The 14,850-nt window shown below is 66.1% G+C and carries 14 protein-coding genes and 1 pseudogene; 1 reads left to right on the forward strand and 14 read right to left on the reverse strand.

Annotation, left to right across the window (positions count from 1 at the left end; all coding sequences use genetic code 11):
* The 11 genes and pseudogenes from MKK75_RS18735 to MKK75_RS18780 form a co-directional block, all read right to left on the reverse strand.
* The coding region (locus MKK75_RS18735; protein ID WP_244044039.1) for a 6-bladed beta-propeller at nt 1-772 on the reverse strand (772 nt) is incomplete at its 3' end.
* 98 nt (nt 773-870) lie between these two features.
* A complete protein-coding gene (locus MKK75_RS18740; protein ID WP_244044040.1) occupies nt 871-1,833 on the reverse strand; it encodes a TAXI family TRAP transporter solute-binding subunit in 963 nt (320 codons plus the stop codon).
* A 317-nt stretch (nt 1,834-2,150) separates the two neighbouring features.
* Nucleotides 2,151-2,435 carry a muconolactone Delta-isomerase family protein gene (locus MKK75_RS18745; protein WP_244044041.1) on the reverse strand — a complete coding sequence of 95 codons (285 nt, stop codon included), beginning with the start codon at nt 2,433-2,435 and terminating at the stop codon, nt 2,151-2,153.
* Between the two features lie 332 nt (nt 2,436-2,767).
* Nucleotides 2,768-3,175 carry a hypothetical protein gene (locus MKK75_RS18750; RefSeq protein WP_244044042.1) on the reverse strand — a complete coding sequence of 136 codons (408 nt, stop codon included), beginning with the start codon at nt 3,173-3,175 and terminating at the stop codon, nt 2,768-2,770.
* Nucleotides 3,172-3,909, reverse strand: a complete 738-nt coding sequence (locus MKK75_RS18755; RefSeq protein WP_244044043.1) for an enoyl-CoA hydratase/isomerase family protein — start codon at nt 3,907-3,909, stop codon at nt 3,172-3,174. Before MKK75_RS18755 ends, MKK75_RS18750 begins: the two co-directional genes overlap by 4 nt.
* A 74-nt stretch (nt 3,910-3,983) precedes the next feature.
* Nucleotides 3,984-4,898, reverse strand: a complete 915-nt coding sequence (locus MKK75_RS18760) for an SMP-30/gluconolactonase/LRE family protein (protein ID WP_244044044.1) — start codon at nt 4,896-4,898, stop codon at nt 3,984-3,986.
* 3 nt (nt 4,899-4,901) lie between these two features.
* The gene (locus tag MKK75_RS36140; protein WP_409567594.1) at nt 4,902-5,027 is read right to left on the reverse strand and encodes a hypothetical protein; all 126 of its coding nucleotides are present in this window, start codon (nt 5,025-5,027) and stop codon (nt 4,902-4,904) included.
* A 6-nt stretch (nt 5,028-5,033) separates the two neighbouring features.
* Nucleotides 5,034-5,911 (reverse strand): annotated as a pseudogene (locus MKK75_RS18765) (SMP-30/gluconolactonase/LRE family protein); the annotation flags it as partial.
* A 68-nt stretch (nt 5,912-5,979) separates the two neighbouring features.
* Nucleotides 5,980-7,335 (reverse strand): MFS transporter, encoded by a 1,356-nt coding sequence (locus MKK75_RS18770; protein WP_244044045.1) that lies wholly within the window; start codon nt 7,333-7,335, stop codon nt 5,980-5,982.
* Nucleotides 7,336-7,427: 92 nt separating this feature from the next.
* Complete coding sequence (locus MKK75_RS18775) at nt 7,428-8,681, reverse strand: CaiB/BaiF CoA transferase family protein (protein WP_244044046.1); 1,254 nt, start codon at nt 8,679-8,681, stop codon at nt 7,428-7,430.
* A complete protein-coding gene (locus tag MKK75_RS18780) occupies nt 8,678-9,625 on the reverse strand; it encodes a hydroxymethylglutaryl-CoA lyase (protein WP_244044047.1) in 948 nt (315 codons plus the stop codon). The genes MKK75_RS18775 and MKK75_RS18780 overlap by 4 nt, the downstream gene beginning before the upstream one ends.
* Nucleotides 9,626-9,754: 129 nt before the next feature.
* Between MKK75_RS18780 and MKK75_RS18785 the strand changes: the two genes are divergently transcribed.
* Nucleotides 9,755-10,522, forward strand: a complete 768-nt coding sequence (locus tag MKK75_RS18785; protein WP_244044048.1) for an IclR family transcriptional regulator — start codon at nt 9,755-9,757, stop codon at nt 10,520-10,522.
* A gap of 337 nt (nt 10,523-10,859) precedes the next feature.
* Here MKK75_RS18785 and MKK75_RS18790 read toward each other — a convergent pair whose 3' ends face one another.
* From MKK75_RS18790 to MKK75_RS18800, 3 genes are all read right to left on the reverse strand, one after another.
* On the reverse strand, nt 10,860-12,233 hold the full coding sequence (locus MKK75_RS18790; protein WP_244044049.1) for an MFS transporter: 1,374 nt from the start codon (nt 12,231-12,233) through the stop codon (nt 10,860-10,862).
* A gap of 100 nt (nt 12,234-12,333) precedes the next feature.
* The gene (locus MKK75_RS18795; RefSeq protein WP_244044050.1) at nt 12,334-13,704 is read right to left on the reverse strand and encodes an MFS transporter; all 1,371 of its coding nucleotides are present in this window, start codon (nt 13,702-13,704) and stop codon (nt 12,334-12,336) included.
* Between the two features lies 1 nt (nt 13,705).
* Entirely contained in the window at nt 13,706-14,716 is a 1,011-nt protein-coding gene (locus MKK75_RS18800) for a phosphoglycerate dehydrogenase (protein WP_244044051.1), read from the reverse strand.
* Nucleotides 14,717-14,850 lie beyond the last annotated feature (134 nt).

Genomic DNA, 14,850 nt, shown 5'->3' on the forward strand with positions numbered 1-14,850 from the left:
TCACCTGGATGCGGGCGTTGCCACGGTCGGCGATGTAGATGTTGTCGTTCGCGTCCGAGGCGATCGAGTGCAGGGTGCGAAACTGACCCGGCTCGGTGCCGTAGCTGCCGTAGGAGTCGACCCAGTTGCCGTCCTTGTCGACCTTGGCCACGCGTGAGTTGATGTAGCCGTCGCTGATGTAGGCGTTGCCGGCCTTGTCCCAGGCCACGTCGGTGACCTGCCGGAACTGGCCCTGCACGGGCGGCAGCGGCGGCATGGGATGCTTCCAGGGCTCGGCCGTCTCGTCGGCAGCTTCGGTCCTGCGGCCCCAGACCATGGCGACGCGGCCCTCGGGGGTGAACTTCACCACCATGTCCGAGCCCTTGTCCAGGACCCAGATGTTGTCCTCGCGGTCGACGCGCACGACGTGGGCGAAGGACCACGCGTAGAGGCCGTGGCCGATCTCCCGGATGAAGGTGCCGTCTGGATTGAACTCCAGGAGTTGGGCGGCAGCGGCGCCGTAGGCCGGCCCCTGTGTCGCCCCGCGTGACAGGATGAAAATATGCCCCTTCGAGTTCAGAGCGATGCCCGCCACCTCGCCGAAATGGATGTCCGGCGGCAGCTTCAGGAAGTCTGGGACCGAGTCGAACGCGATTTCGGGGGCCTGCGTCGTGGGGGCCGAGGATGGCGCTGCTGACACGGGCGGTGCTTCGCTCGGCTTGATCTCGTCGGCGCGCGCGGCGGGCAGCATGAGGGCAAGCGCGCCCGCGGCAACGCACAAGGACCGGATCATCGCGGGCTTCCTCACGGGCCAGTTGGTTCAAACGCCGAGCTTAGCCGCACCGGTTTAGCTCGAAACGCTGCGGCCCAAAAGCCGCCGCCGCTCGCTAATCAATTCGGATCGGTCCCGAATTCACGGAGATACACCGCAGTCGCCGGATGCAGCCATGTGGTCGGTACGTTCGAGACCAAGTTGCGCGGGTCGCTCTCGCGTCCCTGAGGATAGAGTCGAGCCAACGTGTTCCGGCCCTGGTCGATCGCCCGCACCAGCCGGGTGACACTGGCGGTGTCGAGGCCAGGTCGCGCCAGGATGAAGCTCCACGACCCGACGGTCTCGATCACCGCGTCCTGTCCGCGGAAGGAGCCGGCCGGGACAGTCAGGCGACGCATCGAGGTGCGCAGGGCCAGGATGTCCGGGATCGCCTCGGGCGCCGGGCCGAAGAAGCGGGCGCCACCGGGCGCATCCGCGAGGCTCTTGAAGCCTGGCCAGCCGAGACTCGCACCCCACAGGGCAGCCGCTCGACCGTCGAGAACCTGTGTAGCGCCGTCGCCGGCATCATCGAGGAGGACCGGCGTGATGTCGTGGTCAGGATCGATGCCGGAGCCTTGTAGGACAGTCCGCCCCATGATCGTGAAGCCCGAGCCGCGTGTGCCGAGCGCGACGGCACGGCCGCGCAGATCCGGGATGTTCCGAACCGGACTAGCGGCTGGGACCACGAACATGCCAGGCGAGGCGTCGATGGGTGCTACGACCTTCAAACCAACGCCGTCGGAACGCTGGCTGGATAAAGCCTCGTAGGCGTACTCACCCTGCACGAGAGCGAGGTCGAGCTGAGCCGATTTGAGCAACTGCAGGTTTTCCGTCGAGCCCTTCGTGACCCTCGGCTCGATCGCCAACCCTGGGTCGACCTCGTGAACCGCCGCGATGAGCGCTCGGCCGAAGGCTGGGAACGAACCGCCCGGCGTCGCAGTCCCCAAAGTCAGACGAAGAACAGCGTCGGGCTTTTGAGCCTGTGCAGGCGAGATCGAGGCGAAACTCGCCATGCCCAGAAGCAGTTCACGCCGCCGCATCATGATCTCCCTTACCAAGATAACCGCTGCGAACCATCAAGGCCGGGGCCAAGCGGCACACCTCGACAACCGCGTCGGAAATCCTGCACATCGACGCGTGGACCATACGCTGGGTCCAAGGTTGAACGCCAACCAGAACGCCCACCATCGTCACGCGCTGGTTCTGGCTTGAATAGAAGGAGCTTCGGTAAGTAGCCTGAAATCCAGCAATGCACGATCGCTCGTCCTACGATGCGGTTCGCGTGCCCCCCGAATCGAAAGACCCTAGCCCACTGGCCTCAAAGAACCTATCGACGACGCCCGTCACGGACTATTCTTACTCAGTCGAGTGAAATTGCTGAAGGGTGCTGCGCAAGAGGAGTAACTTCGATTGATGTGTATGGAAAAATAGGCACAGACATCAGAATTTCATGAATTTCGTCGTTGCCTGACGCCTCAAAGACGCTAAAATTCGCGTACTGCCCGGCAACGCGCCACAGGTGCCGCCATTTGCCGTCACGCTGCAGCTTCTGCGAATGCGCCTTCGCTTCCACCTTGAGGCGATCGATTTCGTCCTTCTGTAAGGTGGCTGGAAAATTCACCTTCATGTAAACCATGTAGAGCATAGCGCATATCCTTTAAAATAACTTCGCTTACATTGTAAACCGCAAACAACTATGGTACTGATGACGTTTTACAGCGCCATTCAGGTCGGTATTTTGGACCGACTGCCGACCGCCGACCGCCCGCAAATCATATTCGATGGCGACGATGGCTTCGGGCACTAGGATTGTCAAAATAAACGAATTGATTTGCCCGGCGCGATGACACCCGATGAGGTGCGCTCAGGCGTAGATCTGGATCATATCCAGGGTCGATTGAATGCACTGCGATTAGGTGATCGGGCAACTTTAATTCCGGGGCTTAATCGTTTCCACAAGCTGCACGCGAGTTTTTGTCATGATCTTGAGTCGCACAAGCAACGCGTATTAGTTAATGATAGCTGCTGAATATCCTGGTGAAACAACAAGGCCGATGACGGTCCAGGGTAAGATCGGCTCGAATTACTGCCTGGTCCAAAACCGACCATAGGACCTCTAACCTGCGTATAGTCCACGATGCGCGATGTAGCAGCCGCCGCGCGTACGGATATGCTTATCTTCTGGCGACGTCCGGTACGAGCCTCGCAAAGATCGTCAGCTGTAACGCCGATCGATGCCAGGTCGGCCTCAACTGTCTCACCGGCTCGGAACGGCGTGCGGAAAAATGGATCGATGCCGGTGATCAACACCGCGCCAAATGCCGGATCGCCGCGTCCGCGCGCTGCCATCAGTTCGGTGAAGGCTTTGGGAAAACTCGTGCTCATGCCGCGTCTCCTGGCCGCCCTCGCGCGTTGCGGATCGCGGCGTTGACGCCCTGGCCGTAGATGAGCACCTCCCGCCAATCCGTTGCGGCACCCGGCACCGCGTCAAGGGTAGCCTTGATCATAGACAGCGCCGTGGCGTCGAACCCAGCGATGCGCGCGGCAAGTTCGGCGCAACGCGCCTCAAGGTGATCTGCGGTCACCACCTCATTGACGAGGCCCCAATTGTGAGCGGTGGAGGCGCTGATCCGTTCCCCGGTCAGAAGCAACCAGCCGGCGCGTTTGCGATTCAGCAACAGCCTCGCGGTCGGTCCCGCCATACTCGCATAGGTGGCGAAGCTGATTTCAGGGGTTCCGAACTCGGCGTCCTCGGCGGCGATCGCGAGGTCGCAGGAATTGACAAGGGTCATCCCGCCGCCGAGAGCCAGGCCGTTCACGCCCGCGATGAACACAGCTGGGTGCGAGCGCATCACCATGTTGAGCGCAATGGCCTCCTCGCCGGCGGTATCGGACCGACCCGCGGCGATCTCGGTCGCACGCTCTTTGAGATCGAGGCCGGCGCAGAAGCTCGTATCTGTTCCGGTCAGGACGACGGCGCGCGTGCCCGGCTCGAGGTCGGCAATGGCCGTACCGAGCGCGCGCCGTGTGCCCCGGTCCAGGGCGTTGCGCTTCTCCGGCCGCGCGATGCGGATGCGGGCCCAACTCGTGTGGTATTCGACCAAGATCGTGCGGCTCAACTCGGCCTCCCGCAGAACGTGTGATCGATTGGGCTCAGGTGAACGTGCCGCGGAGTGTGGACCGTCCGGTCCACTCAGCGGTGGATGACTGGCAGGCCCTGACGCCGCCAGCGTGCGCGCAGAACGGTGCCGGTCTGTGATTCCGTCATGTAAAGCGCGCTGCGATCAGCCCGGCCGAAGGTGAGGTTCGTCACTGTCTGCCCGCGGCAGGACTGGATGCGGGCGAGTGGCTCTCCCTGCGGCCCCAGCGCGAACACGGCGCCGAGCGAGGCGTGGGCGACGAGCAGGTTACCGCCCTCATCCATCACCATTCCGTCCGGACCGCTGGTGCCGTGGAAACTCGCGAAGCGCCCGGCCTTGGAGACGCTGCCGTCGCGCTGAAGCGGCACACGCCAAACCGCGTTGTCGCGCGTCATCGCTACGAACAACACGCTTTCGTCGGCTGAGAGCACGAGACCGTTGGGGCTCACCCCGGTCGAGAGCAGACAATCGAGGCGGCCGGAGGGGCTGAGGCGATAGACGCGCCCGGTCGGGTCTTGCAGCCCAGTCTGGCCCTGGTCGGTGAAGTAGAGATCACCGGCACGCGAGAGGATCAAGTCGTTGACGCCCTTGAAGCGCTCGCTGTTGCGCCGGGCGAGGAGGGGCTCGGGTCTATCATCGCCGGGGGCGAGGCTGAGGATGCCGTTCTTGTAGTCGGCGATCAGCAATCGCCCGTCCGGATGGAATGCGAGGCCGTTGGGCTCGCCGTCCCACTCCGCAAGCTGTGTCCACGTCCCGTCCGGCGCGATCCGGAAGATGCGTCCGTGCGGAATGTCGGTGACGTGGAAGTTGCCGGCCGCGTCGAAGCACGGCCCCTCCAGGAAGCAGTCGACAGGGTGACCGCCCTTGTTGGCCTGCGCCCAGTCGGTGACGACCGGCCTGCGCAGATCCTGCGGCATTGAGGTGAAAACCTCGGTCTCGATGGTCTCGGGGGCCGGGTACCAGTTCATGGCTCAAGCCTTGTCGGCGTACTGCCGGCGGGCAGCCACGCCCCATGGCGCGGTCAGGATGGTGCCGGTCGACGACTCGGTGAAGTACAGCGTCTTGCGATCCGGACCGCCGAGCTTGGCGTTCGTCACGGTCTTGCCCCGCGGAGCGCGGATGCGGGCGACGATCTCCCCGTCAGGATCGACTGCGAACACGGAGCCGAGCGAGGCGTGCGGTACCAGAGCGTACCCTCGGAGTCGATCGTCAGGCTATCGGGGCCACTGACACCGTGGAACGAGACGAAGCGCCCGACCTTGCCGGTGCTGCCGTCCGGGAACAGGGGCACGCGCCAGACGGCGTTGTCCCGCGTCATCGATACGAACAGCACATGCTCGTTCGGGTGCAGGACCAGTCCGTTCGGGCTGACGCCCGTCGCCAGAATCGTGTCGAGCCGGCCGTCTGCGCGGAGGCGGTATACCCGGCCGGTCGGGTCCTGCAACCCGGTCTGGCCCTGGTCGGTGAAGTACAGGTCGCCGTTCAGCGCGAAGGTGAGGTCATTGAGGCCCTTGAACCGCTCGCTGTCGCGCCGCCCGAGGAACGTGGCGATTTTGCCGGTGACCGGGTCGAAGGTGAGCAGGCCCTGCTTGTAGTCGGCGATGAAGAAGCGGCCATCCGGATGGCGGGTCATGCCGTTGGGCTCGCCGTCCCACTCGGCCAGTTGTGTCCAGGTTCGATCGGGTGCGATCCGGAACAGGCGGCCGAACGGGATGTCGACGCAGTACAGGGTCCCGTCGGCGTCGGCGAAGAGCCCCTCGAGGAAGCTGTCTACCGGCGGCTGGCCGACCTTGTTGACAGTGGACCATTCGGAGGCGGTGTCTGTCCGGCGCAGTGCCTCCGGCATCGCCGTGTATACGTCGGCCGTCATGAGACGCAGCGGTGCCTCCGCGTCGAGGCCCGCCGCCTCGCCGCAGGGCGTGAGCGGTGCGAGAGAGACGCCTAGGAGCGCGCCCACGACTATCCGGCGTGACAGCATCATAATTTCCTTCGATCCGGATCAGGGACCGATCGCGCGGTGCGAACAGCGGCGCGGACGGTCGGCCTCACTCAGACGGTCTTCTGGACCGTCAGGCTCACGGGGGTGACCCGGGGGGTACCGCGCATGAACAGGAACAGCAGGCCGCTCAGCCCAATCGCGAGCACAAGGATAAACGCCATGCCTAGCATGCCGGCATCGTAGGATCCGGTCGCATCCTTCAACCAACCGACCATGAACGGCCCGACGAAGCCGCCCGCTGCGCCGACCGAATTGATGAAGGCGAGGCCGCCCGCAGCGGCCGCGCCAGTGAGGAAGGATTGCGGGATAGTGTAGAATACCGTTCTGGCCGAGATCGTGCCGATCAGTGCCAAGGTTAGGCCGAAAAGCGCCGGCACCAGGGCGCTAAACACGACCGAGATCACGAGGCCGATGACACCGCAGGTGAGCGCGAAAGCCATGTTGAGGATCTTGCGCCCGGTCTTGTCGGCCACCCGGGCCCACAGCAGCATCGCAATCGTAGCGAAGAAGTACGGGATCGCCGAGACGAACCCGATGGTCAGGGTCGGCAGTCCGTGACCCTTGAGGATCAGGGGCAGCCAGATGCCGACGCCGTAGGATCCGATCGTGAAGGCGAAGGTGATGCCGGCCAGCACCAAGACGCGGCGGTCCCGCAGCGCCGCGCCGAGCCTGTGCTGCGGACGCTCGCGCCGCTCGCGCTCCAGAGCATCAGTCAACGCCGCCCGTTCCTCGACGCACAGCCACGCCGCGTCCTTCGGCGCATCCGAGAGAATAACGAGGCATAGCACGCCGAGAATGCAGGCGGGCAGCCCCTCGACGATGAACATCCATTGCCAGCCGGACATGCCGAGCACGCCATGCATCCCGAGAAGCGCCGACGAGACCGGGCCGCCGATCAGAGACGAGAGTGGGGTGGCGGCCATGAACCACGCCAGCACACGGGTGCGCGAGCGAGCGGGAAACCAGACCGACAGGTACCAGATCACCCCGGGGAAGAAGCCGGCTTCAAACACACCGAGCAGGAAGCGCAGGCCGTAGAAGCTCAAAGGGCCGACCGCGAAGGCGGTCGCCGCGGCGGCGAGCCCCCAGGTGATCATGATGCGGGCGAGCCAGCGTCGCGCGCCGAAGCGGTACATGGCGAGGTTGCTCGGCACTTCGAGCAGGCAGTAGCTCGCGAACATGATGCCCGCGCCCCAACCGAACTGTGTCGCGGTCAAGCCGAGTTCGCGGTTCATCTGCAAGGCGGCGAAGCCGACGCTGGTCCGGTCGATGTAGTTGAAGAAGTACCCGAGCATCAGGATCGGCACGAGGCGCCACATCGCCTTGCGGATCGCGGCGTCCTCGGCCGCCTTGATGGTGGGGTCGGCGCCGGCTGCGGCGGCCCCGACCAGGGCGTGGCTCGACATGGTGCAGATCCTCTTGAGGCGTTTCCGGTCGGGTGCGGTTTCTTCGGGCTCAGCGCAGCGTCGAGGCCGCGCGCCGGGATCGGAGTGGGACCTCAGGCCGCGTCGGCGCGGGTCCGGAGACGGGTCGGACCACTGACGATGCCGCGGCTGGTGAGATCCTCGATCTCGGTTGAGTCGAGGCCAAGTTCGGTCAGGATCTCGGCGCCGTGCTCGCCTGCCTCGGGCAAGTCCAGGCGCAGGCCGGGTCGGACGCCGTTCAGCTCCAGCGGCAGGGCCGGGACCGCAGTCGTTCGACCGTCGGAGAGCGTCACCCCGACCATCGCGCCGGGATGGTTAAGGTGCGGATCGTCGAACATCTCGTCCGGCCGAGTTATCGGCGCGAACGGCAGGCCGGCGCGCTCGCAGACCTGCATGATCGCGGCGCGGTCGTGCTGTCTGAGGATCTCGCGCAACCGCGGCATGAAACGCTCGCGCGCGTGCACCCGCTGTGGGTTGGTCGCGAGGTCGGGATCCCCGGCGAGGTCGCTGCACCCGAACGCCTCGCAGAACAGCTGCCACTGCGTGTCGGTGACGACGCCGACAAAGATCTGGTCGTCGTCGGCGGTCTCGAACACGTCGTAGACCGCCCAGGCCGAGATGCGGGCCGGCATCGGCGCCGCTGCCTTCCCGGTCACGGCGAACTGCGCCATGTGCTGGGCCACGAGGAACATGTTGTTTTCGAACAGGCCGCTGCGAACCACCTGGCCGCGACCGGTCGTGTGCCGCTGCTGCAGGGCGGCGAGGATGCCGATGGCGGCGAACATCCCGCCCATTACGTCGTTCACCGAGGCGCCGGCGCGCAGCGGCCGACCGGGTGGTCCGGTCATGTAAGCGAGACCGCCCATCATCTGGACGACCTCGTCCAACGCGGTGCGCTGCTCGTAGGGCCCGGCAAGGAAGCCTTTGAGCGAGCAGTAGATCAGGCGCGGGTGGGCCGCGCAGAGCGCCTCGGCCCCGAGACCTTGCCGGTCCAGGGCGCCGGGCCGGAAGTTCTCCGTGACCACGTCGGCGCCCGCGATCAGACGCTTGACCAAGGCGAGGCCTTCGGCCGACTTCAGGTCGACGGCGAGGCTGCGCTTGTTCCGGTTGTAGGTTGGGAAGAAGCCCGCGCCAGAGCCCGGCAGGCGCCGGGTGTTGTCGCCCGCCCCGACCGGCTCAATCTTGATCACGTCCGCGCCGAGGTCGCCCAGCACGAGGCCGCAGGTCGGCCCCATCACCATGTGCGAGAACTCGACGACGCGGATACCGGCTAGAGGTAAGGGCTTCACGGTGGTCTGTACCGGATCGTCTCCGAGGGTGCCCGTCATGAGGCGTTCCTTCGATCGCTGGCGGAGCGGAAACCCTTGGGCAGCCCAGCATCGGGCACATGGCCGTAGAGGGGTTCGCCGGGCAGCGCTTCCCTGATGACGGCCCGCGCCGCGATCAGCCGGTCGAGGTCGATCCCGGTGCGCAGACCCATCGCCTCCAGCAGGAAGACGAGGTCCTCGGTGACGACGTTGCCGGTGGCGCCCGGGGCGTAGGGGCAGCCGCCGAGGCCGCCCTGAGAGGCATCGAACGTCGTGACATCCGCCTCCAGCGCCGCGACCACGTTGGCGAGTCCCTGCCCGCGCGTGTTGTGGAAGTGACCGCCCCCCGCACGATCACCCAGGGCGCGCTTGAGCGCCTTGAACATGCGCCGCACCTGCGCCGGGTTGCCGGAACCGGTGGTGTCGGACAAGCCGACGCTGTCGGCACCGGCCCGGGCAGCCATCTCGGCGAGCTGGATCACCCAGGCCTCATCCACCGGCCCCTCCTGGGTGCAGCCGAAGGCGGTCGAGATGCCGACCTCGATGCCCGGGCGTTGGCCCGCAGGCAGGCTGTCGCGGAGCACGCACATACGCGCAACGTCCTCGACAGCCTGCTCGGGCGTCATGCCGACGTTCGACTGGCTGTGCAGCCGGGATGCCGAGACCGGCACCGTAAGCTTGGGCGTGCCGGCTGCAAACGCGCGCTGTGCACCTCTTATATTGGGCACGAGGGCGAGGATGGTGACATCCCGCAAATCTCCCGCCGCCTGCACGACCTCGGCCGTATCCGCCATCTGCGGGAGACGTCCGGGGTGAACAAAGGAGCCAACTTCGATCTCCGGCAAACCGGCGGCTGCCAGCGCGGTGATCCAGTGAAGCTTCGCCGCGGTCGGCATCGTCCGCGCGATGCTCTGCAGGCCGTCGCGCGGGCCCACCTCGCTGACGACGACGTCGGTCTCCTGCATGTCTCCTCCTGCCAAGACCTACACAGGGTCTTGCAATAATTCTACTAGACAGAATAATTTTCTACTCTATAGAAATTCTCGCGTATTATTTCGCCTGCGTCAACGGCTGGACGAGTCGGAGTGCATGAGATGTCATCCGACATGGGGAATCTAGCGCGCCGCCGCGGGCGCCCGCCGGGCCAGCACAAGATCGAGGCATTGCGCAAAGGAGGCATCGAACTGCCGCGCGTGGATGCGGTCGAGCGCGCCCTCGCCATCCTCGACGCCTTCAGCGAGGATCGGGTGCGGCTGACGTTGGCGGAGATTGCACAACGGACCCAGCTCTATCCGAGCACCGTCCTGCGGCTGGCGGGATCGCTTTCTCGTTTCGGCTACCTGCATCGTGACGATAACGGACAGTATCGTCTCGGGCCAACGCCGCTGCGGTTGGGTCAACTCTATCGGCAGACGTTCGATCTAACTGACTACGTGCGTCCAGCCCTCGCTCGTCTTTCCGAGGCGACGGGCGAAACCGCGGCGTTCTACGTTCGGGATGGCGACAAGCGGATCTGCCTCTACCGTCACCACGCGCCGCGGATGATCCGTCACCATCTCGAAGAAGGCGCACAACTTCCGCTCGACAGGGGCGCGGGCGGGCGTGTGCTCCTGGCCTACACCGGCGCGACGGATCCGGACAGCGTGGCGATCCGGGAGCGCGGGCTTGCCATATCGCTCGGCGAGCGCGACTTGGAGACCGCCGCAATCGCAACAGCAGTCCATGGCAACCACGGGATATTCCTCGGCGCGCTCGGCATTGTGGGATTGCGAAGCCGCTTCGCGGGTGAGCGGATCGACCTGCTCAGTGCGTCCCTACGCGCCGAGGCCTCATCCTTGACACGGCTCCTCAGCGGTCGTTGACGACTTTCGACTGCTTGCAGGCACCGCGCCAGACGCTGCCGGTCCCCGGCCCAATAAGCGCCTGCCGGCCGCCAATGCCGAATGGGCAATTGTTCTGCCCCGTATAAATGGGATTCCTGTCCGGCCTGACCCCGTCCGGTCGACGTCCGCTCGGGAGAAAAGTTCGAAGTGTTCCGCATGTCTGCACAGGGCGCCTAGCCGAACGTCCGGTTCTGCGCGCGATAGCGATCCGACATGCCGTAGCCCGGCCGGAAGCGGAATGGCTGCTTTGGTGCAGCTTCGTCGAAGGAGCGGATGAACCCCTATCGCCCACCCAAGACTTCGGCATGTGTGGATATCATCGCGGGACCGGGCCGTCGCGTTCGACCGGCTCGACCACCAGCAGTATCACCCCCATCGCCAGGAGCGACGAGGCGCCGAGGAACAGGAACACGGCGTCCCAGTTGTAGGCGTCCAGAAGCAGCCCGGTCAGGAAGGGAAACAGCGCGCCTCCGGCCTGGCCGCCGGTGTTCACCACCGACACGGCCAACGGATAGGCGTCCTTCGTCGTCAGCTCCGCGGGGTAGACCGTGAACGACGAGTACCCGACGTTCAGCAGGAAGCCCGTGAGAAACAGCAGGATCGCGAGGGTGACCGGCTCGTTCGGGGCGTGGACGAGCGCGACCATCATGAACACGGTCGAGACCGTGCTGATCAGGATGGTCGGCTTGCGCCGCTTGCCGACGAGGCGGTCGGAGAACAGGCCACCCATGATGTTGCCGAGCACGCCCCCCACGAAGGGAGCCGAGGCGACGAACCCGACATTCATCAGCGAGAAGTGTTTGACGGTGGTCAGGTAAGTCGGCAGCCAGGCGAGAATGACGTTGATGATGCCGGTCATCATCAGGTAGCCGATGGCAAGACCCCAGATATTGCCGGAGGCGAACGTCTCCCGGGCCGTGGCGATGGGTCGGACCGACCGCCCCCGTATGACGCGATCGAGGCGGTCGAAGCGCGGCGCGATGGGCGAGGTCGGGCTCGCCGGGGGCGCGCGGCCGGCGGGCGTGGCCGCGCGCCCGCTGCCGATATGGGCCGCCTCGGCGGGGGACACGAACCGGCTACGCGCGGGCTCGTCCGCCACGAGGACGTACCAGAGCACGGCGAAAACCAACCCCGGCAGCGCGCAGATGAAGAAGACATACTGCCAGCCGAGCGTGGCGATGATCAGCGCCCCGAGCGGCGGCACGACGACGGGTCCGAACTTGGCGGCCGCGAGGAACAGGCCGACCGCGGTTCCCTTCTCCTGGTCCGGGAACCACCGGTTCATGGTCGAGAGCATGGTGACCGGCAGGGGCGCCTCGGCAAAGCCGAGGGCGAGCCGATTCAGCTTCATCGCCACCGCCGAGCCCGTCGTTCCCAGAAGTCCCGTGAACAGCGAGGTCAGGATCATGAAGATCGGGAAGACGATCCGTGTGCCGAGGCGCTTCACCAGCAGGCCTGCTGGGATCTGCATGACCGAATAGCCCACGAAGAACAGGCTGACGACCGCGCCCGCCTCCGTGTTGGTCATCGCGAACGCTTTCTTCACAAAGGGGAGCACGATCCCGATGTTGGCCCGGTCGGCAGCAGCCAAGGTGTAGACGACGAAGATGAGACCCATGACGACCCAGCGATATCGGGTCATCCGCTCCGTCGCGGGAACCGCCCCCGCGGTGGCTGCGCCTCTGGCCATGTCGGTTTCCTCCGATCGCGCGCCGCGCCTCGCTCAAGCACGGTGAGCGCGCTCCGTCCTTCGCCGGCGGTGCCCGCAGGAGCCGCCGGGCTGCGCCATCTCAGTGTCGCGGGGGCTCCGCCGCGGCGGTGCGGAGGATCGGCTCCCGCATACTGACCACGGTGAGGAAGGTCAGGAGCGAGGTCGAGGCGAGGAACAGAAACACCGCGTCCCAGTTCGCCCAGTCGAGCACCACGCCGACCACGAAGGGCGCGAAGGCGCCGCCCAGCGAGCCGCCGGTGTTGACGATCGCCGCCGCCAGCGGTGTCTTCTCCTTGGCGGTCAGCCCCATCGGATAGACGAGGAACGTCGAGTAGCCGAGGTTGAGCAGAAGACCCGTCGCGGAGAACAGAAGCGCGAGCAGCCACGGGTCGGCCGGGGCGTAGATGAGACCGTACATCGTGACGATCGTCGCCGCCGAGGTCAGAAGCATCATCGGCTTGCGCCGGCCCCCGAGGAGCTTGTCGGAGATCAGGCCGCCGAGCACATTGCCGATGATCGCGCCGATCCACGGCGTCGAGGCGACAAAGCCCATCGCGAATAGCGGGTACTTCTTCACGGTGACCAGATAGGTCGGCACCCAGGTCATGATCGCGTAGGCAATGCCGACCAGGAAGAAATATCCGATCGCGCAGGCCCAGATGTCCCACGAGCGCAAGACCTCGCGGGTGGTGGCGAGCGGTGCGCAGGTGCGAGCCCGGATCAGCCTGTCGAGGACGGGCATGTCCCTCCGCACCGGGACAGGGCTGCCCGCCGCCGCCGCGTCGCGCCCCGTCTCGATGCGCACGCGTTCGATCTCGGAGACGAACCGGCTGCCCTCCGGGGTGTCGCGCACCAGCAGCAGCCACGCCGCAGCCAGCACGAAGCCGGGCACCGCGAAGAGGAAGAACACCTCCCGCCAGCCGAACTGGTAGATGATGAGCGCGCAGAGTGGCGGCACGAGCGCGGGGGCGGCCTTGATCGAGGCCATGAACACGCCGGTGGCCGTGCCCTTCTCCTGGGGCGGGAACCAGCGGTTGATGATGGTGAGGATGCCGATATTGATCGGTCCCTCGGCGACGCCCAGGGCGGCGCGTCCGATCTTGAGTTGCAGGGCGCTGCCGGCAAAGCCCATGAAGAAGGTCGCGATCGAGGTCGCGATCATCGCCAGGCTGAACGGCCAGCGCACACCGAAGCGCTGATAGATCAGGCTGAACGGCACCTGGATGATGGCGTATCCTAAGTAAAATAGACTCGCAAGTGCGCCAATATCTGTATTCGAGAGTTCAAATTCCTTCTTCATATAGGGGGCGACGACGCCGATATTGGCGCGATCGGCTCCCGCGATGAGGTAGATGAGGAAGCACAGGGTCAGCACGACCCAGCGAAAGCCGCTCTTGGCCGGCCGGGCCGCGGCCGTGGCGGGCGGGGCCAGGGCGAGGTCGGCACGCATGTCAGCACACCTCCAGCGCGGCACGGCCGTCGGCGATGATGCAGTCGGCGGGCGGGGATCGGCCGGTGAGGACGGCGACCACGGTCCTGGCCGCGATGAGATTGGTGCGGGCGAGGCCGCCCTCGGTGGCGGCGGCGGTGTGCGGCGTTGCGACGACGCGCTCCAGCCCGATCAGCGCCTTGGCGGCCTGGCTGGCCGCGGGGTTCTTCTCGGCCTCGAACACGTCGAGACCCGCTCCGGCAAGGTGACCAGAGACGATCGCCTCGTAGAGGTCCCGCTCGTTCACCAGGCCGCCGCGGGCGGTGTTGATGAGGATTGCTCCCGGCTTCATCCGGGCCAGGGCGCTCCTGTCGATCAGGTCCGCTGTTGCGGCGTCGAGGGGCGCGTGCAGGGTGACGAAGTCCGATTCGCGCAGCAGCGTCCCCAGATCGACCCGCGCGACCTTGTGGGCGGCGGCGAAGCCGTCATCCGCCGCAATGTCGGTGGCGAGGATCCTGACATCGAAGCCGGCGAGGCGGCGGGCGACGCAGCGGCCGATGCGCCCGAGCCCGACGATGCCGACCGTGCTGCCGGTCAGCTCCTCGCCGATGCGGTAGGTCCAGTCGCCCGCCCGAAGAGCGAGCGGAAAGGTCGCCAGCCGCTTGGCCACCGCCAGCATCAGGCCGATCGTGTGGTCGGCGACCGACGCGCTGTTGCCGCCGGCGGCGATGGTGACGACCTTGCCGAGTCGCGCCGCGGCGAGATGGTCGATCTGCTCAAATCCGACGCCGCGGCGGGCCAGCACCTTGAGCCTGGGAAAGCGCACCAGCAGGTCGTGGCGGACGAAGGTACTGCCGAGGATCCACGCGTCGACATCCTCCAGCAGGTCCGGCAGCGCGTCGGGCGCGGGATCCGTGTTGTTGAGGTCTGGCTGGCGCACCTCGAAGCCCTGATCTTCGAGATAGGCCCGCGCCCCTGGGTCGAAGCCCCGCGGCGTGACGAGCACGCGCATTCGATTCGGGATTGGGCTCACGGGTGGTGTCTCCTCCTGGGCGGCGAGAGGCTCGGTGCCATCGCCGGCGCCCCTCTCCGGGGGCCTTGTCGGTCGGCTGCCCGCGCCGCATGCGCCGCGAACCGTCTCCTGGCCATCTTTGGACGGCCCGGGGC

It is taken from the genome of Methylobacterium sp. J-030, from assembly GCF_022829545.1.
Taxonomy (GTDB): domain Bacteria; phylum Pseudomonadota; class Alphaproteobacteria; order Rhizobiales; family Beijerinckiaceae; genus Methylobacterium.

Bases quoted from the DNA above. Each gene is read 5' to 3' on its own strand.
- MKK75_RS18770 (WP_244044045.1), bottom strand. From the start codon at position 7,335: ATGTCGAGCCACGCCCTGGTCGGGGCCGCCGCAGCCGGCGCCGACCCC.
- MKK75_RS18785 (WP_244044048.1), top strand. From the start codon at position 9,755: ATGTCATCCGACATGGGGAATCTAGCGCGCCGCCGCGGGCGCCCGCCG.
- MKK75_RS18750 (WP_244044042.1), bottom strand. From the start codon at position 3,175: ATGAGCACGAGTTTTCCCAAAGCCTTCACCGAACTGATGGCAGCGCGC.
- MKK75_RS18775 (WP_244044046.1), bottom strand. From the start codon at position 8,681: ATGACGGGCACCCTCGGAGACGATCCGGTACAGACCACCGTGAAGCCC.
- MKK75_RS18740 (WP_244044040.1), bottom strand. From the start codon at position 1,833: ATGATGCGGCGGCGTGAACTGCTTCTGGGCATGGCGAGTTTCGCCTCG.
- MKK75_RS18745 (WP_244044041.1), bottom strand. From the start codon at position 2,435: ATGCTCTACATGGTTTACATGAAGGTGAATTTTCCAGCCACCTTACAG.
- MKK75_RS18790 (WP_244044049.1), bottom strand. From the start codon at position 12,233: ATGGCCAGAGGCGCAGCCACCGCGGGGGCGGTTCCCGCGACGGAGCGG.
- MKK75_RS18760 (WP_244044044.1), bottom strand. From the start codon at position 4,898: ATGAACTGGTACCCGGCCCCCGAGACCATCGAGACCGAGGTTTTCACC.
- MKK75_RS18780 (WP_244044047.1), bottom strand. From the start codon at position 9,625: ATGCAGGAGACCGACGTCGTCGTCAGCGAGGTGGGCCCGCGCGACGGC.
- MKK75_RS18795 (WP_244044050.1), bottom strand. From the start codon at position 13,704: ATGCGTGCCGACCTCGCCCTGGCCCCGCCCGCCACGGCCGCGGCCCGG.